This is a genomic window from Haloarcula sp. R1-2 (assembly GCF_011627385.1).
Classification (GTDB): Archaea; Halobacteriota; Halobacteria; order Halobacteriales; family Haloarculaceae; genus Haloarcula; species Haloarcula marismortui.
This window is the reverse complement of the sequence record NZ_JAANTG010000001.1, coordinates 1266828-1286790: the sequence shown is the minus strand read 5'-3', so window position 1 is coordinate 1286790 and position 19963 is coordinate 1266828. Positions and strand designations below refer to the sequence as shown.

Genomic DNA, 19963 nt, shown 5'->3' with positions numbered 1-19963 from the left:
TTGCAATTCTGCTGTAAATATGCTAGCTAATGACAAAGGGTCGGCAAGTGACAATTCTCGTTGTCGACGACGAGCCAGCGGTGGCAGACGTGTACGCGGACCAGTTAGGGGAACGCTACACAGTCGAGACGGCATACAGTGGTGAGGCCGCCCTCTCGAAGCTGGACGCCGCAGTCGATGTTGTCCTGTTAGACCGACGGATGCCGGACCTCTCCGGCGACGAGGTGCTGTCGGCGATCCGTGAGAAGCGCTACGATACGCGCGTGGCGATGGTGACCGCAGTAGACCCCGATTTTGATATCATCGAGATGCCCTTCGATGACTACGTCCTCAAACCAGTGTCGAAGGCGGACCTCTTCCAGACAATCGAACAGTTGCTTCTGTACGCCGATTACGAGGAACGCCTGCGGGAATGCTACTCGCTCACGGCGAAATACGCTGCACTGGAATCATCGAAACCACAGGCTGTCCTCGATGAGAGCGAGGAGTTCACTGCGCTGCGGGCCGAACTTGAGGAAGTCCGCGCGGAACTTGACGAACTCACGGATTCGTTCGACGCCACGGACTTCGAATTGCTGTTTCGGAATTTCGAGACGGACGAGTCAATACCGGACAACACACAGTTTTGAGCCGGGTCGGAGCGGTTGTTTCGAGACTCACGGTGACCCGCCCACCCTTTCGAAAGCACTAACCGATTCTCTTCCATAGGGAGGGCAATGAGTCAACAACTCCCGGACGTGCAGGCGTCGAGTCCGGACGTAACGGTCGGTCTCAATCGCGTCGGTGTGACGGGCGTCGAGAAACTCGTCAAACTGGGGCGTCGTGACCGCGACCCCATCGTACTCATGGCGGAGTTCGAAGTGTTCGTAGACCTGCCGTCCTGGCGAAAGGGTGCCGATATGTCCCGCAATATGGAGGTTATCGACGAGACGCTGGAAACCGCTGTCTCCGAGGAAGCCTATCGGGTCGAGGATGTCTGTGGCGACGCCGCCGAACTCCTGCTTGAGAAGCACGATTACACGACGAAGGCGGAGGTTCGGATGGAAGCGGAGTACGTCACTCACGAGTCTACCCCGGCCTCCGAAATGGCGACACAGTCGACTGCTGACATCATCGCTTCGGCGACGGCAACTGAAGACGGGACGAGCGAGGAAATCGGTGCTCGCGTCACCGGGATGACTGTCTGCCCGTGTTCTCAGGGGATGTCAGCGTCCCGTGCCCGCGAGACGCTCAAGCAGCTAAACGTCGAAGACGATGTCATCGAGGAGTTCCTTGAAACCAATCCACAGGCCGGCCACTCACAGCGGGGCCACGCCACGCTCACCGTCCAGAGCGACGGCGCGCCCGAGGTCGACCTGAACGAACTCATCGAAGTCGCCCGCGATTCGATGAGCGCCCGCATCTACAACCTCGCGAAACGGCCCGACGAGGACCACATGACCTACGAGGCCCACAAGGACGCTAAGTTCGTCGAGGACTGCGTTCGCGCGCTTGCCGAGGGCGTCGTCAACACGTTCCCGGACCTGCCGGACGACGCCGTCGTGACGATGAAACAGTCCAACGACGAGTCTATCCACCAGCACAACGCCCACGCAGAGCGCGTGGCACAGTTGGACGATCTGCGGCAGGAAGTCAGCGAGGACTGAGCGCAGCGAAGTCCTCGGAACGTTGAGCGGGGAGCACAGCGACCCGCGAAACCGCAGAAATTTTTGAGCGGAGCAGTTCACAACAGTACGGACGCCGTTTGCGACTCGATTTCCTCTCACCTGTTCCAGCGGTCCAACTATGGCGGGCCGACCGGTTTCGCTTCGGCCCAGTGTTCTTCGAACGCCTGGCTGATATCGGCAGTGAAATCGGAGTCTTTCATGTCGATGACGCCGAAGGTTTCCTCGCGGCCCAGCGGGTGTGGGACCTCGATACAGACTTCGACGCCGTCGAGTAGCTCGAACGTGGTCCTGATGTTCGGGCTGGCGCGGGCGCTGTAGTTGTCGTAGTGGAAGAGGCGCTCGTAGTACTCACGGTTGGCCTCCTCAGGAAGGCTTTCGAACAGATCCGGTCGGACGAGCAGGGACACTTCCACACCGCGCTCTAACGCCGCTTCGAGTTCGTCGACGATCCGCTCGGTGCCGGAGAGGATATCGACCTGTCGAGCGGGTGCCGAGCCGACCATGATAATCTCGTCGTCGGCGGCGGCTAGCCGCTCAAGCAACAGGTCAAGCGAGTTATCGGGGCCGACGGCGGCCGTCCAGAACGGCTCCTCGACGGGGTCTGCCGACTCCAGCTGTGACGAGAGGTCGTCAACGATTTCCTCGTACTGGCCGACCTTTTCCTGGAGTTCGCGCTTCTTGTCTTCGAGCAGGCGGTCGAGGGCCGTGTCGGGCTCGACGGCGACGTATTTTTTTGGTCTGCTGGCGGTCTGGCTGCGGACGAGATTGTACGTTTCGAGGCTGTTGAGCACGTCGTAGATGCGGCCCATCGGAACGTCACTGGCCCGTGATAGTTCCTTGGCCGTTGTCGGTCCCGTTTCCAGCAGTGACCGGTATGCTCTGGCTTCATATTCGGAAAGTCCGAGATCTCTGAGACTGGACATACCCATACATCAGGGTACGTGTGCAAAAACTTGTCGGGGGTTTACCGTTTGTCCACGTTTGCTGTCGTTGTTCGTGTCAGCGGTCGCCAGTGAGTGAGGCTTCGAGTTCGGCCGGGGTCGTCCCCTCGGCGACAATTGCGTCCCCGTCGAGGAGTCGCGCCGTGCCGTCGCCGTCCGGCTCCGGGACGACGGTGGTCTCGTGGTCGGCCAGCCGAAGTGCCGCGCGGTGGAGGTCCGTTCCCGCTTCGGCCCCGACGGTGAGCGTCTGGGGTTGCTGAAGGCGGGCCGCGACGCCGGCGTAGCCGGCCACCTCGACGCCCATCCGTTCTGCTGCGCCGGCGAAGGACTCGACGGCTGAAAGCGCCGCGTTGCGGTATCGGTCCTCGCCGGTGAGTGCCGCGAGGTCGACAAGGGCGTCAGCCAGTTCCACTGTCGCGTCGAGCGGATGGAGCGAGCGGGTACACAGCCCTGCGCCGCTGTCGGGACCGTCCCGGAACGCGCCGTCATCTTGCTGGCGGTTTTCGATGGTCCAGTCGGCGATAGCCTTGGCCGGCCCCGGTTCACCGAGGACCTGCCAGCTCGTCGTCAGGCCTTGGAGGAGCTGGGCCTGGTCAAGCAGCAGACCGGTATCGCTGTCCGCGCCGTCGTAGTGGGCGACCTCGCCGCCGTCGACAAGCGATTCACAGACGGCGTCTCGCGCGCGACTGGCGTACTGCTGTGCGCGCTCGTCGTCGGTGTAGGCTGCGACCCACAGCAGGGCATCGATAGCGAGGCCGTTGCGGTCTGCGAACACTGTCTTGTCGACGTTCGGCGACACGGTCCCTTCGCGCTCTGTCGGCTCCAGCCGGTAGTACTCGTCCGAGCCGGCTTGGCTCGCGGCGAACGCGTCGCCGGCCCACAGCGTCGTCGTGAGGTAGTCGACGGTCCGCTGGGCGGCGTCCCGGTACGCCTCAGTCCCAGTGTACCGGTAGCCGTGAGCGAAGGCCCGGACTAGGGCAGCGTTCTCGTCCAGTAGCTTCTCACGCCGGGGGTTCCCCCAGCTGCGCTCTGTCGAGTACCGGAAGAAGCCACCGTCGTAGGTGTCGAGCAGGTGTGTCCGAATCGCTTCGAGTGTCCGGGTGGCCTGGTCCCGCGCTCGGACAAGGGCGAACTCTACGGTCCGCGGCAGCGGGAACTTCACGTCGGTTCCCCAGCCGCCGAACTCGTCGTCGAACGCGCCAAGCAACTGTTCGACCATGTGTTCCTCGATGCGCGGCCGGAGTTCGCCAGCCGGCGGCGATTCGTCCTGTAGCTGCCGGGGAATCGAGCCCGCCGCCGCGCCCTGGGCGTCCCACGACTCCCGGACGGAGTCCAGAATACCGCGGAACCCGTCCGGCCCGAGGAACGTCGCGCCGGTGATGACCTCGCCCTCAGGAGTCAGGAACACCGTCGACGGGAATCCACCCATCGTGTACCGCTCCCGGACGCGTGGGTTCCGGTCAGCGTCAACGCGGACCGGGACGAACCCGTCGTTGATGTTGGCCGCGATGCGGGGCTCGCCATACGTGCCTCGGTCCATCGCCCGGCACTCGGCGCTCCACGGAACCGTCAGCGCCAGCAGTACCGGCTTCCCCGACTCGGCGGCGTCCTCGAACGGGGCTGTGCCCCACTCGCGCCACTCGACCTTCGTGTCGCGTGCGTATTCGTCCATACCGGGTGTGGGCGGTGGGCGTACAAAGGCCCTCTCACTCTCGGCGAAAGACCGATTGGCGGCGCGGTCCAAGCGTGGGCGATGGATACCCAGCAGGCGATTCGCGAAACGCCGGAACCGGTCACACCGGGCGACCGGCCACCCCGTCTCGGCCGCGTCCCGTTCGTCGACAACACCGCCGCGATGTTGCGTGACCCGCTGGGGTTCTATGACCGCGCCGGGGCCCACGAGGCCGACATGGTGGGGTACAGCGTCGCCGGGACGACGGGCTGTTTCGTCTGCCATCCCGACCTCGTCGAGCAGGTGCTTGTGACCGACGCCGATGTATACGAGAAGGGACAACTGCTTCAGGACACCCTCGGCCAGTTTATCGGCGAGGGGCTGTTCCTGCTGGAAGGCGAGGAGTGGCAACAACAGCGGACGGCGCTCCAGCCGGCGTTCTACCGGGAACGCATCGCCGCCTACGGCGACACGATGACAGAGTTTGCCGACCGAGCAGCAGCGGGCTGGAGCGACGGCCAGCGCATCGATGTCCTCCCACATATGCAGTCGCTGACGCTGAACATTCTCGGCAAGACACTGCTAGACGTGGATATCGAGACGACTGCTGACGCGCTGGAACCGCTACTCGACGCGCTACGTACGCGACTGGACCCGCGGTCGCTGTCGGCGTACCTCCCGCTGTGGGTTCCGACCGGAACGAACCGCGCCGTCACTAATTCGCTGGCCGAGTTCCAGTCCACGCTCGACGACGTTATCGCCGCCCGTCAGCGTGAAGACGAGCACGCCCGCGAGGCACGCGACGACGTACTCTCCCTGCTGCTTTCGCTCGACGACGAGACGATGGACCGCGAGCGACTGGGTCACCAGCTCCTGACGTTTCTGGTCGCCGGTCACGACACGACGGCGCTGACGCTCACCTACGCCTGGTTCTTGCTGGCAAATAATCCGAAGCGCCAGCAGCGCCTGCACGACGAACTCGACGCGACGCTGGGGGAGCGCCAGCCGACGCCCGAGGACCTGTTCGAACTGCCGTATCTCGATGCCGTGCTGAATGAAGTCCTGCGGCTGTACCCGCCCGCGTTCACGGTGTTTCGCCAGCCGACGGAGCCGGTGACCCTCGGCGGCTACGAGCTCTCGACGGACGCCCAGCTCACTCTCCCGCAGTGGCTCGTCCACCGGGACGACCGGTGGTACGACGCACCCGCCGCCTTCCGCCCCGAACGGTGGGACGACGACCTCGAAGCGTCGCTCCCGGACTACGCCTACTATCCCTTCGGCGGCGGTCCGCGCCACTGTATCGGGATGCGCTTTGCCCGGATGGAGGCCAAACTCGCCTTGGCAACCATCGCCCAACAGTACGCCGTCGAAGCAGTCACCGAACCGCCGCTGTCGCTGGCGATGCAGATTACACTGAGTCCCACAGACCCCGTCGAAGTCCGACTGCGGAAACGCTGACCCGCTACGCCGGCGGTCGACAGCTCGGTCCTGCTCTCGAAAGGCGTTTGGGGGCGGGCCTGCAAGCAGTCGTATGCTCCGGGTCATCGGGCTATTGCTGCTCATCCCGCTGTTCGACATCGTGTTACTGGTGACGGTCGCGATACCGTTCCTCGGCTCGCTCGTGACGGTCGCCCTCGTCGTTCTGACGGCGCTGGTTGGCATGCTGCTGGTCCGCGCCGAAGGCCGTGCGACGCTTCGGAAGATACAACAGCGGCTCGCAGTCGGCGAACTCCCGACCGACGAACTCATCGACGGCGGCCTCCTTATCGCCGCTGGCGCGTTCTTCCTCACCCCCGGCCTAGTGACGGACTTCGTTGGCCTCCTGCTCGCGGTGCCGTTCACCCGGTACCCCGTCCGCGCTGCCACGCGCCGCTGGGTCGTCCGGCCCTACATCGATGCCAAGACCAGCGGTTTCGCCAGCGGCCAGGTGTACGTCGGCGGGTTCCCTAACGATGAGAACGGCCCGGCCGGCCCCGGCCCGACCGGTCCAGAGGGTGGCCCCGGTTCGGGCTCTGGTTCCGGTCCCGGCACCTCCTTCGACCCAGACGAAGCCACTGACGTCGACTTCGACGACCGCGACGAAAACTGAAGCCCTGACGCGGTTTCACATCCCCAACCGGCCGCGAAACGTTACCCTTTTCAATACCCCTCGGGTACAAAAGAATGCGTTGGGCCAATAGCTCAATCAGGTTGAGCGCTCGGCTGATAACCGGGAGGTTCGCGGTTCAAATCCGCGTTGGCCCATACCGAGTTCTTCCCGTTCTTGGCTTTACCGAAACCGGAGCTACAGCGCTGTAGTTCGCTGATTTCGGCGGAATTGAAAAGTGCCGTTGAAGGAAGTATTTATCAACTCGCAAGGGAGCCTTGCGGACCCTGCCGCCGTCTGGCGTTTACTACGGCTCAGGCTGTTCTCACGAGGTGGTTCCGGTGACCGACTCGGAGTACCGAGAGACATCGCCACCGGTTTCGAGTCCGTCGAAACGCGGCTCCGGTCGTGAGAACCTGCCGCAGGAACACAAGCCGGAAGTTTCCGGTTCTATCGACTGGTCCGAGTACACCGCGTACCGGTGCTGCATCTGCCAAGACAACTGCATCAACAAGATCGACTCGGACTACGCGCGAGCGCGGGAGTGTCGCCACTGCTACGCGGTCCCCACGCTCGACCGGCACAGTGCCGACGATCCCGCGCGTGGCCGGTAACTCCTCTGTCCGACGATGCGCCGAGGAAAGGACAGGGGAGTACCCGCCGTAGGTAGCCGACCCACCGTCCGACCAACCCAGTGTGTCGGCGGCTCGACCCCACAGGTTCGCGTTCCGGGAGAGGAAACCCCCCTTGCGGGGGTTGACTCGACCTCTCAGCCGTGCGTGTCTGCCAGCCCCCACAACCCACCGAAAGCGAGGGCGCGGGAGAGCTGGCACGCCCGGCAGCGCAGCGGAGCGAGCAGCCCGGACCGGGCCGCGAGCGCCAATCGCGGCCCGCACCTGCTCGACCAGCCGGCAGCGACCCCTTGCGGGTCGACCCGGAAGCCCGAGCGTTTCCCCCGAACCCGGCGGGTGAGGGGAATCGTTACCGCGTTCACCTGTCCGACCAATGCTGTTTCTGCCCCCGCGGGGTCCCACGCATGACCAGCCGCGTGGAGCCGCCGGGACACCTGGGCGGTCTTGACCTCGCGGACAGATGTAACACTCCCGTCTTAGCAGACCTTCTGGAAGAGCGCGGTCTCCTCGGCCACGGCCAACTGCTCGACGGATCACTGACCGAACGTGACGAAGACCGCGTACGCATTGCGAAGTTCGTTGCGGCGCATCCAGAGGGTACGCCGCTGTCTCATGTCGTTTCGTACGCTGTGAAGGGAGTATCGCCTGAGACGTGCGAGCGCGTCGACGGTTCGGACCCGGATTACCAGTTTGCATACCGCTTCATCGACGACCTCATAGCCCCCGACGACCCGTACGTGCGGAAATCCCGGTCGTCAGGCGTTCTTTTCGTGACCCCGACACTGCGGCTTCTTGACTTGATTACAGAAGGCATTACTCAAACAACCCAGACAGAGGGCCTGACGTATGATCGTCAGTTCCTACGTAATTACCTTTCTCGCGTCGATTCTGTAGACGATGACCTGCGGGAGCTACTGAAGGACGGTTTTACATCCTACCTGAACCGCATCAAAGATTACAAACTGCTGTTCGATGTTCACTTCGTCGACCGCCGTGGCGGCGAGTCAACACAGCGGATGACGAAGGATTACAAGACCCGCTTTAACGACTCCGGGCGCGTCTCCAAGCAGTTCGCTCGGTTCAACGACGCGTTGGAATACGGCTACGAACACGCTGAGAACGCCGTGCTGGTGACGCTGACCACCGACCCGAAACGGCAGTCGTCGCTGCTTGACGGGATAGATTCGATAAACGAGAACTTCAACCGGCTACTGTCGTACTTCGATTCGGACCCGTCGACCAAATTGGATACACGCGATTCCGATGTGGCCGGCTGGCGTCCCAACCTTGACGACGACGTGACCGGACGACCGCGTGACCGACCGGACTACATCAAGGCGCTGGAGTTCACGCAAAAAGGATACCCGCACCTGCATGTGCTGTTTTTCGACGTGCCAACCCGTGAGAAAGACGGACTGCCGTGGCTCTGCGACAAGCCGGAGCTGGCAAAGAAATGGACCGACTACGGACAGGGAGAGATCGTCGACGTGTACCCGCTGACGTACCGCGATGACCTCGACGAACTGGAACCAGAGTTCCAGAGCGACGAAGGCTTCGTTGACTGGTACAGGTTCGGCGACCACGATCACGGCGAAGAGTGGATCCGAGAACGGACCCGTTCGCACGAGTTGATCGAGTTCGGCGACGACGGTCATGAAATGGAGTCAACCGCTGGCGCGTATCTCGGAAAGTACCTGAGTGCGACGTTCGGCTCGCTGCTCGACGCCACGGAATCCTTCGAGCAGGGCGACGACAACCGTGAGACGTACGCTGACAAAGCGGCGACGTGGAAGCTCGCGCTGTACTGGGCGACGAACCGACGATTCTGGTCTTGCTCGGAGTCGATTACGGAAGGAATCGATCCGAACGACCACCTGCAAGACCCGGACGTGCGCGAAGCCGTGCGCTGGTGTTCGCTCGACTCAGTACAAGCAGCGAGTGAGAGCGAGATACGCGACGACCTGGCGCGTCGGCAGTGGGACGACCTCGACGATCTCGACGCCGCCGTAGAGCGGGCGATTTCCGATGTGGAACAGCCGCAGGTGCGTTCAACGCTGCCCGAGGAAGCTACGTTCCGGTGTATCGTGGATTACATCGGTGCGTATGCGTATTGGGACCTCTCCAGCAACGAATTAGCCGATAGTCCGTGTGGATTCGAAACCGCTGAAGACTGTGTTCCCGATACCGATGGTCTACCAGCGGTTGACCGTGAGAACGACCCACCGATAGCCGATGTTTGGTCGTAGCAATGGTCAGTACAGACTAATTCTTGCTTTTTTGTCGTTGAATTTTGGGCCTTTCTTGACGGTCTGTTCTTGTCTATCCAGCCTGACTAACCCTGTTTCTTCTAATTCTTCGAGCGAGTGATGACGTAGCTCAAGACGGAGTTTCGCTACATCCTCATTGGCAGAGGGAAGGTCGCTACGGGCCGCAATGGCTGGTGTTTTGCTCTTTCTCATTAGATCTAGTATACTATCAAGACACGGATAAACACACGCAGTTTTCACTGATATTTGTCTTTCCAATTAATGAGGGGTCAAGGACTCTGGCTGTTCAGTTCGTACGCACACCAAACAGGTGTTGCAGTATCTAACTGCTGAAATTATGTAAATTAGTGCCACCTACACCGATAGCCCTGCTTATTTGGAAATCTGGGCCTGTAAAGCGTCCGTCAAACGAGTCCCCGATGGGAGAGCGATACTGGTTCGTTGAGTTAGGAGTGATCGACGAGCGAGTACCCGGTGCGCTGTCGACGACTGAGTCCCCGACAGGAGAACGTGTCGCCTGCTGTGTGAACGACCGATAAGTGAGTCCCCGACACGCCATTGGTGACCGAGTCCCCGACGGGAGAGTGAACCCAGCGCTTCGGGTCGTGTTTGTGAAGTGTTCGGTGAGCGAGTCCCCGATGCGAAACCGACGACCGAGTACCCGATGGGAGAACGTAGAAGTACTAAATATCTGAAACCAAGTAGGTAGTGGCGATTCTATCACTCGTTTTCTGTATCACTGTTCCTTTCTTCGATTTCCTTTTTTATTTCTTCACGTGTTTTCCCGTGCCAAGGTTTGTACTCATCGTCAACATCGACCCATTCGGTCATGTATTTGAGACCTTCCTCAGTGATCTCGTACTTACCTCGGTCAACCTTTCTAACCAGCCCACCCGCTTGAAGTGAGTTTAGCCTGTTTCCGACTCCCTCACGTGACCGGTCGATATTTTCTGCGATGATCGACGGAGTAAGAGTTAAATTAGTACCCAATACGTTGATGATTTCTTTGTCCATCTCGGTGAGCCAATCCGGATGCCCATCGTCATTCTCCATGTTTCCATTGATGAGAGGTCTCCGTTTAAAACCCAATCACCCATTAGTCCCAACCAAAACAAAGTTCCCGAGTAAGGGCTGCTTAACAGAGTTTGCTAATTAGTGAAAGCTTTTAAGAAGTTGGCCGTTGATGGCTAAGATGGAGCCGCCCAGTTGGTCGTTGATGACTCTGGCCGGGAAGTAACGAAGGGCCGTGCTGGAACACGGCCCCGAGGTGGCTCCGGTGAAACGATGGAAACCGAAACCAGCGCGGGAGTGGAGTCCCGCACGGCAAGAAACGACGTACGAAGTGAAAAGACCGCTGGTAGTTCGTACACGGTCTACCGCGTCCACTGTCCGGATTGCGGACACTCGAAGGAGTGTAACAACCGTGCTGACGCTGCTACCCGGCAGCGAAAGACGCCTTGTCCGAACTGCAACCGGATGATGGGTGTCACAGAACTGCGGCGGCCCGGTGACAGCGCCGAGTTTCGTCTCGCTTCTCAGGCTGTTGCAGCTGCTGTCGATGCACAGCGAAGCGTATCCGGTGACGACGTTCCCAGTGTCAATGCGATTCTGGAGGCGATGGGACGCAGTCCCGACGGCTACCCGTCCGATGGTGGTCCGACGGACCTCACTGCGAATCAGGCGGCCCGCGCTCTTGTCGAGGACGGTGCGCTATGAGCCACGACCGACTGTACGTCTGCGAAGCCTGCTCGAATGTAACGTTCGAGCCGGTTCGCGTTTGTCCGGCGTGCGGAAACCACGGTGAGCCGCTGTCGCTCGCGTTCACCTTCGAACGAGGTGAGCAATGAGCGACAACGACCTCGACCCGATCACGCCCGAGGCGGCGCTGACGTACTACCTCGACGCGCGGCGCTACGACCTCCGCGAAACGACGATGCGAAGCCACGAGTCGCGCCTCCGGTCGTTCATCGACTGGCTCCAAGACGAGGGCATCCAGAAAATGAACGACGTGGACCTCCGAACGGTCCATGCGTACCGCGTCTACAAGCGGGAGGACAACGGCGACGACGACACCTGCAACGACGTGACCATGCAGGGACAGGTGTCGACCGTCCGCCGGTTCCTCGATCACCTCGTCGACATCGACGCCGTGCCCGAATCCCTGCCGGAGCGGATACGGCTCCCGAACGTGAACGGTGACGGCTCGGACGACACGCAACTCGACTCCGGGCGCGCAAACGCGATTCTCGACTACCTGCGAGAGTACCGATACGCTTCGGCGGAACACGTCACGCTGCTGCTGATGTGGCGGACCTCGGCCCGACGTGGTGGCGTCCGTGCGCTCGACTTGGAGGACTTCGACGCCGACGAGCGCGCGCTCTGTTTCCGGCATCGACCGGATACAGGCACACCGCTGAAGAACGGTGACGGTGGCGAGCGTGACGTATCGCTTTCGGCGCACGTTGCAGCGGTGATCGAGGACTACATCGACAGCCCGAACCGCCACGACGTGACCGACGACCACGGGCGATCTCCGTTGGTGACCACTGAGTACGGCCGACCGTCGGTGACGACGTTTCAGAACTGGGTGTACCGGCTTACCCGCCCCTGCGTCATCGGTGAAGCCTGTCCGCACGATTACGACCCGGAAACCTGTGAGTTCAATACGCACGACCGCGCGAGTGGTTGCCCCTCGTCAGTGTCACCACACGCAGTTCGGACCGGTTCGATCACGGCCCACCGCGATGCCGGGACGCCGCGCGAGGTCGTCAGTGACCGCGGTGACGTGAGCGAGAAGATTCTCGAAAAGCACTACGACAAAGCGTCGAAGCGCCAGCGGATGCGTCGACGCCGCGACCACCTGCCGGAGGAAATTTAACGATGATTGTTGACTACAGAACCCGACCGCAAAGCCCGATTGCTCAGACCGCGTTGGCCCATACCGAGTTTTTCCCGTTCTTGCCTTTACCGAAACCGGAGCTACAGCGCTGTAGTTCGCTGATTTCGGCGGAATTGAAAAGTGCCGTTGAAGGAATTCTCTGTCAACTCGCAAGGGAACCTTGCGGACCCTGCCGCCGTCTCGCGTTTACTACGGCTCAGGCTGTTCTCACGAGGTGGTTCCGGTGACCAGCTCGAAGTCCCGAGAGACGTACGCCAACAAAGCTGCGACGTGGAAGCTGCACCCTATTAGACGGTAAACCGGCGCTTCTGGCCTTGCTCGGAACTGGTGACGGAAGAAATTGACCAGACGACCACACACAGTGTTGAACAGCTACGGGTGCGTTCGGCGTTGTCTAAAGAGACATCACATGACATACCACCGATAATACCATGAGGCCGTCCCACCGTGACGAACGTATGGACCTCGCAAAAGACTTTTTCGACGAGTGGGCGGGCTTTTACGATGCTAATTACGAGGATCAGGAAATCGGCGATGTTGAGTTCTACGTTGATCTGGCCGCAGAGACCGATGGCCCGGTTCTCGAAGTCGGTTGTGGAACAGGCCGCATCTATCTTGAACTCCTCCGGGCTGGTGTAGATGCGGACGGTATCGATATCTCTGCGGAGATGCTTGAGGTTCTAGAGCAGAAAGCCGACGAAGCTGGCCTCACACCCGCTGTCAGGCAAGCCGATATGACTGACTTTGCTACTTCCCGGAAGTACGAACTCATTATCGTCCCGTTCCGCACCTTCCTCCATAACGTCACAGTAGCGGAGCAGAAGGCGGCGCTCCGACAATTCCGCGAGGCTCTCGCGCCGGATGGACGACTTGTCCTGAACTTCTTTGTCCCGAGTTTCGATCTGATCTCCCAATCCTATGACGAGCCACAAACACGGTCTGTGACATATCAGGGCGAGGAATACGTTGTCACCAGCATATCCCGGCTTGTCGACGAAGTTGCGCAGACTGTCGAAACGGAGCGAACGATTGCACACGACGGAGATGTGGTTCGACGGGCAACGTTTCAACTGGCCCTCCTTTCGAAGTCAGAGTTCGAGCTCCTTCTGGAGACAACCGGATGGAGCGACTGGACTGGCTATGGCGGCTTTGACCGGCAACCGCTGAAAGACGGGGCAAAAGAGATGGTCTGGGTTGTGGAAAAATAAGCTGGTCCCTCGGCTCCGTTTCGGCGAACCATCCACACCGATTTCATCATACTCGCGGTATTTCACACGGGGGAACGACCACTAGCAGAAGTGAGTAGACATCCTGCCAGTCAGTGCGCACGCTCACTCTGTTCATAGCGATTACCGGGGGTGACACAACAGGCCCGGCCCGGAAGACTTTCCTTCCAGTTGTCTGTCAGTAGCTGTATGCGACGACGCCAGTTCCTCGCGGGCGGCACAGTCCTCCTCTCGGCTGCTGTCGCTGGTTGTGGCCATCCCTCCGTCGTGCTGGACATGGACGACGCGACAGCGACCGATATTGCCGACGAAGTTTCGATATCGCCTGACTCCGAATCGGCGGAATACACGGTTGTCTCAGCGGCCATCGAAAACGGCTCCGCGACGCGCCGGGGCCGAAACGAACTGTTCGACCAGATAGATACCGTCCGGATCGATGAGACCTTCTACGAAGTTTCGGAGACGCCACTTGAGAGCAACGAAGTGACAGTGTACGAGGTGCGAATCGATTTCGACCCGGCTGATTCGACGGCTGAAATCGGTGAAATCGCCTATGAGGAGCTACCGGCGGTGGACCGCCAGCGCCTTGACCCGGTTATTTCAGACGACAACCCGCCCAGCGGGGACGGATACGACGTGGGTATCGGATACGGAACCGCCGCGGAAGTGGGTGACGGGTCGGCGTTCGTTCCGGAGCGCCAGTACGATATTATCGTCCACGACGGCGACCGCTACCGGGTGACGGTCAGCACACGAACGACAACAGAGACGAAATACCGGTACGAAGCGACGGAAGTTGCGTCGGGTGTCGACTCGTTTGCTGACCAGATCCGAGACCAGTACCTGTTCACCCTTACGGGCCTTTCCGAAGCCGAACGAGAAGTCGTTGAAGAAGCGATTGACGGCGGCTACTTTCAGGATGACGAGGCCTTCCGGTCTGTCACCGACCGCATTCGGGAGCACGAGGGGGTCGAGGTCACAGATAGCTACGGGACGTGGCTTCTGGCGTACGAACAGGTCGAGTATCTCACGTACGTCGAGTGGTAGTCAGCGGGCAAGGGCCGCGGCTACTCGGCCGACGCGTCGGACCGCCCTGACTCCAGCGTCTGGACTCGGTGCCCGCTAGTCGGTGAATTCGTCGAACAGGTCGGCGACACGCCCCGCAATCTCATCTCGGATTTCCCGCACTCGCTCGACGGACTGCCCGTGTGGGTCGTCTAGCGCCCAATCGCGCACTGCGACGTCGGCGTCGAGTTCGAGCGTCGAACATCCCATCGTCGCAACGACGGTACAGTCGTTGAGTTCGTCGTCCGAAACCGCCTGCGGGACCCGGTCGGACAGGTCGACGTCGAGTTCGGCCATCGCCTCGACGACCTCCGGATGTACTTCGTCAGCAGGGTCTGTGCCACCCGTCAGGATTTCGACCTCGTCTTCGAGTCCACGACGGGTACGTTCTCGCTCGGCAAACGCTGCGGACATCTGACTTCGGCCCGCGTTCTGGACGCAGACGAATCCGAACTTCAGTGGCGTATCGGTCATCGTGTAACCGTACCGAGCGAGTGGAATAATCCTTCCTAAGACCACTATTGTGGGCTATATATCTGAGACCGTCTACCGTACGGCAGTCGCGGTTGGCGAGCGGGACGCTCTCACGTGCGTATAGACCCTTCACATTGAGGGGACAGTTCCTTCGGCTATCCAAGTCCGTGCCTGAGTATATGCCGGAGTACCGCTTCACGTGCCCGAACTGTGATGCGTGTGCAACGGTCGACGGTGGCGTCCGCGAGCGCCTGTTGGTTGTTGGATGCCCAGTTTGCGCTGGAGGTGTCGATACCCCGGCGTTTGTTGAGGTCTCGCCACACGGGACTAACCGACCCTGAGCCACGCCGTTGCCCGTGCTGAATTGGTCCAAGAGCTGCGATGTCTGGGTCGCAGCTTTCAATCATTACACAACTTATTTGAACCTATCTCAAGACTGACTGAACATGATAGAGGACGCACTTCGCTACCAGACACAGGGCGACGACTGGGTCAAACGCGTTGCCCTCGGTGGGGTTGTACTGTTTTTCGGCTTTTTGATCGTTCCGCTGTTCACGTTTCAGGGATACATGCTTGAAGTGATGCGCCGGGTCCTCAGGGGCGAGACTGACACGCCGCCGGCCTGGGACGAACTGGATCTGACCGACATAACTGTTGACGGAATTCGACATACCGTTGTTGTTATGGGGTACGGTTTGTTGCTCACGCTCGCGCTTGCTGTCCCGGGCCTGCTGGTGATCGGCGGTGGACTCGGCGGCTCTGAAGGATTGCTGCTCGTGGGCTTTCTCGTCGCCGCCTTGCTCTACCTTATCGGCGTTCTCGCAATGGCAGTGATACTGCCCGTTGCGACGGGGAACTTCGTCCGGGCGGACAGTATCGCTGCGGGCTTTGACCGTGATGTTCTCTGGTCTGTCGGCACGAGCCGAACGATGCTGATGGCTGTGGTGATGGCGTTTGGGGTCAACATCCTCATCTCCGTTGGAGCGACCGTTCTGGGATTCACCATTATTGGCTACCTTGCAGTTCCGTTCCTCGCGTTCGTCGGCCAGTCCGCGATCATGTACGTCTGGGGACGTGGCTTCGCGGACGCATACGAGGAGGAGTACGGTGAACCGCCGCTTGCACCCACGACTGGGACTGGCGGGACACACAGGTCCGGACCAGCCACGACAGGCGTGGATGAGCCGACGGGAGACAGCTACGCCGATGACTCGAGCTGGAGTAGTGATACTGACGATGACGGATTCGGCACTTCGGCCTGGGACGATGTCGGTGACAGTGACAGCGGGCAACGCTGATAGCAGTCACTCGACACGGCTGGTCACCTGTAACGCAAAATATCGTCAGAAGTCGCTCAACTGCGACTGCAACCCGGCGACGAGTTCGGACTTGCGCCGTAACTGTCTGAGACTGACCGGGAGCTGGTCGGCAATAGCTGTCAGTGTCTCCCGGAAGGACTGTGCGGTCCCGGGTTCCCCGTCAAACGCATTCCGGACGCCCTCACGCACCTGCCAGACGCCGACTGGTGCCCAGTAGTCGTCGGTGATTTCCCGTAGTACCAGACACTTCGCCTGTTTGTCGCGCTCCTGCAGGTGTTCGAGGACATCGAGGCGTGCCGCGTAGTACGCTCCCGCAGTCTCCTCGACATAGGCGGTCCGTCCCTCGTAGCCCTCGTGAGCGCTAGACATGTAGTAGCCCGTCTCGGGACGGGGGTTCCAGACGCTCTGGGGGGCTTTCATCTCGACGAGTTCGAACTCCCAGCGGCCGGGCGCAAGCACCACCCAGTAGCGGTTTCCCATGTACTCGTTGTACCACAACTCCGGCTTATCGATGGTGTCGGCGTTGCGTAGCGTGCCGCGGACGTACTGCCCGACCGTGTCGTCGACGGCGGTAATCGACCACCGTGTCGGCACCAGCGACCGCTCGCTGGCCTGCCCGAGCGCGCCTGCCGAGAGGATGGTGTTGATATCGTACACGTCGAACCCGCGGCGGTACAGGTACGCCATTGCACCCTCCGCGCGCCAGTCGTCGTCCGACAGCGTCTTTTCGACGGGCCGGGGGACGTGGGGGTTCTCCGCCAGGTCCGCACCCGTCGCGTGTGCCCGTGGCCCCGTTGGCGTCCCAACATCGTCGAAGTTCACATCCATCTCGGGAGTGCCGTCGAGACCAACTTCCACGTCGACGGGATGATCCGCGATGGCGACTTCCCGCTGGACGCCGACGAAACCGTTCCAGACGTCGTGGACCCCGCTGGTACCGCGCCCACCACCGGCGCTGACCGAATCGACTGACGTGGTCTGGGTGGAGTTCACCATGCCGGTCCGGCGCTGGAGTACGTCCTCGATGCCAAGCCCCTCCTGATACCAGTCGCCGCTGGTCGCGAACCCGGCAGCGGCGGCGTCGGTATCGACTGGAGAGAGCAGGCCCGTTGAGACGTTGGGGTACCCCGACCGACCGACGAATATCTCGGGGGCCGTCGATCCGAACAGCGAATCGCCCTGCACTGCTGCCTCGAACTGCTGCTCGACGTCTTCGAGGTGGTCCGTGATGGCGTAGGATTTCTCCGCCGCAAGGCGGCGCCGCTGTGCGGCTTCGTCCTCCTCGAACCCCTCGATGAACTCGTCGAGTTGCATCTGTCACGCCTTCGGCCCTCCCCGATAAGAACCTTTCCGGCGGTCCGTGGGAGAGCAACTCTTACAGGGCCGGATTGAGTAACAACAGGTGATATAAATCATGGCAAATACAACGAAGTGGTTCCTGCTCGGCGCGACGCTGGTCAGCATGGCTGTCGTATTCGTCTCGGCGGTCATTCCAGTCGCGTATGAGCAGGCGCTGGTCAACCTTCTCGTCGGAGAACTCGCGGCCCTCACGCTCGCACATTCCACCTATCGGGTCTCATCGGGGAAACAGGCAAGCCCTCTCGCAGCGGCGATAGCTGTCCTGTCCGGTATTGTCCTGTTTCTCTCACCCGTCCTCATTGAGCCTGTCGACCCCATTCTGTCAGTAATGTTCGCTGCTGGTGCCGTCGTCACTGTCGGCGGGCTGGTTGGTGTTCTGGGTCGGGTACTCGGCAGTGAGGAGAGTCGACAGACTGGTGCTGAGCGAATCAGCAGAAACGCCGGGAACTGACGGGCCGACCACAACGTCTATACCGACGGGTCAGCCACCCTCGGACGATGCCGGTTATCGAATGCGACGAGACGACGGCCCGCGAGCGACTGGCGGACGCGGGACTCGACATCCAACAGGGGAACACTGACCACGAGCGCTGGCGCGTCGAATACGGCGGCGCGACAGCGGTCGCCTACGACGGGAAAGTCGTCGTGCAGGGTGAGGGGACCGCACGACTTGAGGCCCTGCTGCGCGGCACTGACGGCGGGCGCGTCCATGCATATTTTGATGGCGCATCGCGGGGTAACCCGGGACCAGCCTCGGTCGGCTACGTGCTGGTCAACGACAGCGGGATTGTCACGGAGGGTGGAGAAACGATAGGAACGGCGACAAACAACCAGGCGGAGTACAAGGCGCTCATCCGCGCGGTTGAAGTCGCACGCGATTACGGATTCGACGATGTCCATATCCGGGGTGACTCAGAGCTTATCGTCAAACAGGTCCGTGGCGAGTGGGATACGAACGACCCCGAACTGCGCGAGCACCGTGTCCGTGTCCGCGAGCTACTGACAGACTTTGACGACTGGCAGATCGAGCACGTTCCGCGGGAAATAAACGACCGTGCAGACGAACTAGCTAACGACGCACTCGACGATGACTGACCTGCCGACAGATGTGACCGAACAGGCCGAACGGCTGACCAGGCTCGCTCGCGAAGTAGTTGATGATGCCGAGGCCGACGCCTACAGGACTGAACGCGACGAAATCCTCGCAGAGTACGACTACACTGCCCGTATCAGAAACGACGAGACGGGTGACGTACTCGTCTGCCATCCCGTCGAATGGGTCGATGATGGCGTCATCCGTCCGGAGCGGGTCGACGACATCGACCGAGGCGTCGAGATACGGCTTTCAGGCCCCGGCGACCCGGACGAGTGGGCAGAGATCGACGCTGCAAACCGTGCTGTCGTTGAAGCCGTTACCGAAGCACACGGTGAGACACACGGCGCCAACGCGGAGTTGCTCGCTGATTTCATGGGTAATCACTACGCGAAACCGATCTCGGAGGCGACGCCGGACGAAATTCAGGAGTTTCGAGACGACTATGTCCGACGAAATGCGTGGCCAACTGCGGAACAGCGGTCGGTTCTCGACCAGTCGATCCGTCTCACTGTCGAAGAAGCCGGTGGTCGCGCTCCTGACGCATAATCGTCTGGTACACCTGTCGGTGAGCAGTATTTGTCTGCCGTTAAGAAGTGGTTAACAGTAGTTCGCAGGTGCCCAGGTGCGAATCTACTGCTGCGCCGCGATCAGATCACGGAGTTCGTCGGCTCGGCCGTCATCGGAGATGAACTTTCCGAACACCCATCCGAGCTGGTCAAGGACTGCATCCTTGCCCGACTCTGTCAGGGAGTACTGGTTCGTTCGCTTGTCGAGTTCGCTCTTCTCGACGAGACCCATCTCGACGAGGTCGTCGAGGTTCGGGTACAGGCGACCGTGGTTGACTTCGTCGTTGTAGTATTCTTCTAGTTCGCGCTTGATAGCGAGACCATACCGCGGCTCTTCAGCGAGTATTACTAGGATATTCTGCTGAAAAGCGGTAAGCTCTTTTGCGATGCCCGGACTGTCAGTAACTGTTTGTGCCTCTGACATAGTTGAGTAAATGTCAGCAAGCTATTTAACACTTGTTAACTCTGGCGCACAACGCCTGCTGTGGGGCATTAACCACCATACAACTAGCAGCTACAGTATTATAAGAAAAATTATATTATGCGCCCTCAGTTGAATTGAGTTTCCGATTAATTTGCTTTCAGATTGTCGTTTACAGGTGGTAAGTGTAATCTAAGAATATATCTATAGTTAGATATTATTGGGTTATATAGGGCATAATACCGAATAGCTGCGGCTATTACGAAAGGACTT

21 protein-coding genes and 1 tRNA gene are annotated in these 19963 nt (G+C 60.5%); 16 read left to right on the top strand and 6 right to left on the bottom strand.

Annotated features, from left to right (window positions below; genetic code table 11):
- Positions 1-29 precede the first annotated feature (29 nt).
- The gene (locus G9C82_RS06510) at positions 30-629 is read left to right on the top strand and encodes a response regulator (protein WP_007189130.1); all 600 of its coding nucleotides are present in this window, start codon (positions 30-32) and stop codon (positions 627-629) included.
- Between the two features lie 87 nt (positions 630-716).
- Complete coding sequence (gene mptA, locus G9C82_RS06505; RefSeq protein WP_004964088.1) at positions 717-1646, top strand: GTP cyclohydrolase MptA; 930 nt, start codon at positions 717-719, stop codon at positions 1644-1646.
- Positions 1647-1783: 137 nt separating this feature from the next.
- Here mptA and G9C82_RS06500 read toward each other — a convergent pair whose 3' ends face one another.
- Positions 1784-2590 carry a TrmB family transcriptional regulator gene (locus G9C82_RS06500; protein ID WP_004593852.1) on the bottom strand — a complete coding sequence of 269 codons (807 nt, stop codon included), beginning with the start codon at positions 2588-2590 and terminating at the stop codon, positions 1784-1786.
- A 76-nt stretch (positions 2591-2666) separates the two neighbouring features.
- Positions 2667-4280, bottom strand: a complete 1614-nt coding sequence (locus G9C82_RS06495) for a DUF255 domain-containing protein (RefSeq protein ID WP_127013662.1) — start codon at positions 4278-4280, stop codon at positions 2667-2669.
- A gap of 81 nt (positions 4281-4361) precedes the next feature.
- On the opposite strand from G9C82_RS06495, the gene G9C82_RS06490 reads away from it, so the two are divergent.
- From G9C82_RS06490 to G9C82_RS06470, 5 genes are all read left to right on the top strand, one after another.
- Positions 4362-5738 carry a cytochrome P450 gene (locus G9C82_RS06490; RefSeq protein ID WP_127013661.1) on the top strand — a complete coding sequence of 459 codons (1377 nt, stop codon included), beginning with the start codon at positions 4362-4364 and terminating at the stop codon, positions 5736-5738.
- Positions 5739-5811: 73 nt separating this feature from the next.
- A complete protein-coding gene (locus G9C82_RS06485) occupies positions 5812-6369 on the top strand; it encodes an FxsA family protein (RefSeq protein WP_127013660.1) in 558 nt (185 codons plus the stop codon).
- A gap of 81 nt (positions 6370-6450) precedes the next feature.
- Positions 6451-6524 (top strand) — tRNA-Ile (locus G9C82_RS06480).
- 183 nt (positions 6525-6707) lie between these two features.
- Entirely contained in the window at positions 6708-6980 is a 273-nt protein-coding gene (locus G9C82_RS06475) for a hypothetical protein (RefSeq protein WP_127013659.1), read from the top strand.
- 422 nt (positions 6981-7402) lie between these two features.
- Positions 7403-9244, top strand: coding sequence for a hypothetical protein (locus G9C82_RS06470; protein ID WP_127013658.1), 1842 nt, complete (start codon positions 7403-7405; stop codon positions 9242-9244).
- A 741-nt stretch (positions 9245-9985) separates the two neighbouring features.
- Here G9C82_RS06470 and G9C82_RS06465 read toward each other — a convergent pair.
- Entirely contained in the window at positions 9986-10318 is a 333-nt protein-coding gene (locus tag G9C82_RS06465) for a MarR family transcriptional regulator (RefSeq protein ID WP_174789844.1), read from the bottom strand.
- A gap of 231 nt (positions 10319-10549) precedes the next feature.
- Here G9C82_RS06465 and G9C82_RS06460 point away from each other — a divergent pair, with 231 nt between their 5' ends.
- The 5 genes from G9C82_RS06460 (at position 10550) to G9C82_RS06445 (ending at position 14437) form a co-directional block, all read left to right on the top strand.
- On the top strand, positions 10550-10981 hold the full coding sequence (locus tag G9C82_RS06460) for a hypothetical protein (protein WP_127013657.1): 432 nt from the start codon (positions 10550-10552) through the stop codon (positions 10979-10981).
- The gene (locus tag G9C82_RS20875; protein WP_277601704.1) at positions 10978-11112 is read left to right on the top strand and encodes a zinc ribbon domain-containing protein; all 135 of its coding nucleotides are present in this window, start codon (positions 10978-10980) and stop codon (positions 11110-11112) included. The genes G9C82_RS06460 and G9C82_RS20875 overlap by 4 nt, the downstream gene beginning before the upstream one ends.
- A complete protein-coding gene (locus tag G9C82_RS06455) occupies positions 11109-12143 on the top strand; it encodes a site-specific integrase (protein WP_127013656.1) in 1035 nt (344 codons plus the stop codon). The genes G9C82_RS20875 and G9C82_RS06455 overlap by 4 nt, the downstream gene beginning before the upstream one ends.
- Before the next feature lie 479 nt (positions 12144-12622).
- Entirely contained in the window at positions 12623-13372 is a 750-nt protein-coding gene (locus tag G9C82_RS06450; RefSeq protein ID WP_127013655.1) for a class I SAM-dependent methyltransferase, read from the top strand.
- Positions 13373-13579: 207 nt separating this feature from the next.
- Complete coding sequence (locus G9C82_RS06445; protein ID WP_127013654.1) at positions 13580-14437, top strand: hypothetical protein; 858 nt, start codon at positions 13580-13582, stop codon at positions 14435-14437.
- A 75-nt stretch (positions 14438-14512) separates the two neighbouring features.
- Here G9C82_RS06445 and G9C82_RS06440 read toward each other — a convergent pair whose 3' ends face one another.
- Positions 14513-14929, bottom strand: coding sequence for a low molecular weight phosphatase family protein (locus G9C82_RS06440; protein ID WP_127013653.1), 417 nt, complete (start codon positions 14927-14929; stop codon positions 14513-14515).
- A 446-nt stretch (positions 14930-15375) separates the two neighbouring features.
- On the opposite strand from G9C82_RS06440, the gene G9C82_RS06435 reads away from it, so the two are divergent.
- Complete coding sequence (locus G9C82_RS06435; protein ID WP_127013651.1) at positions 15376-16227, top strand: DUF4013 domain-containing protein; 852 nt, start codon at positions 15376-15378, stop codon at positions 16225-16227.
- A gap of 45 nt (positions 16228-16272) precedes the next feature.
- On the opposite strand, the gene nreA is transcribed toward G9C82_RS06435, so the two are convergent.
- On the bottom strand, positions 16273-17562 hold the full coding sequence (gene nreA, locus G9C82_RS06430; RefSeq protein WP_127013650.1) for a DNA repair protein NreA: 1290 nt from the start codon (positions 17560-17562) through the stop codon (positions 16273-16275).
- Between the two features lie 100 nt (positions 17563-17662).
- Between nreA and G9C82_RS06425 the strand changes: the two genes are divergently transcribed.
- Genes G9C82_RS06425 through G9C82_RS06415 form a run of 3 tightly spaced genes read left to right on the top strand, consistent with a single transcriptional unit; the run spans position 17663 to position 19249 of the window.
- Positions 17663-18058, top strand: coding sequence for a hypothetical protein (locus G9C82_RS06425; RefSeq protein WP_007189120.1), 396 nt, complete (start codon positions 17663-17665; stop codon positions 18056-18058).
- 47 nt (positions 18059-18105) lie between these two features.
- Complete coding sequence (gene rnhA / locus G9C82_RS06420) at positions 18106-18702, top strand: ribonuclease HI (protein WP_004964067.1); 597 nt, start codon at positions 18106-18108, stop codon at positions 18700-18702.
- Positions 18695-19249, top strand: coding sequence for a hypothetical protein (locus tag G9C82_RS06415; protein WP_004964064.1), 555 nt, complete (start codon positions 18695-18697; stop codon positions 19247-19249). The genes rnhA and G9C82_RS06415 overlap by 8 nt, the downstream gene beginning before the upstream one ends.
- Before the next feature lie 84 nt (positions 19250-19333).
- Here the strand turns inward: G9C82_RS06415 and G9C82_RS06410 are convergent, their stop codons facing one another.
- Entirely contained in the window at positions 19334-19693 is a 360-nt protein-coding gene (locus G9C82_RS06410; protein WP_004593840.1) for a PadR family transcriptional regulator, read from the bottom strand.
- Between the last annotated feature and the right edge of the window lie 270 nt (positions 19694-19963).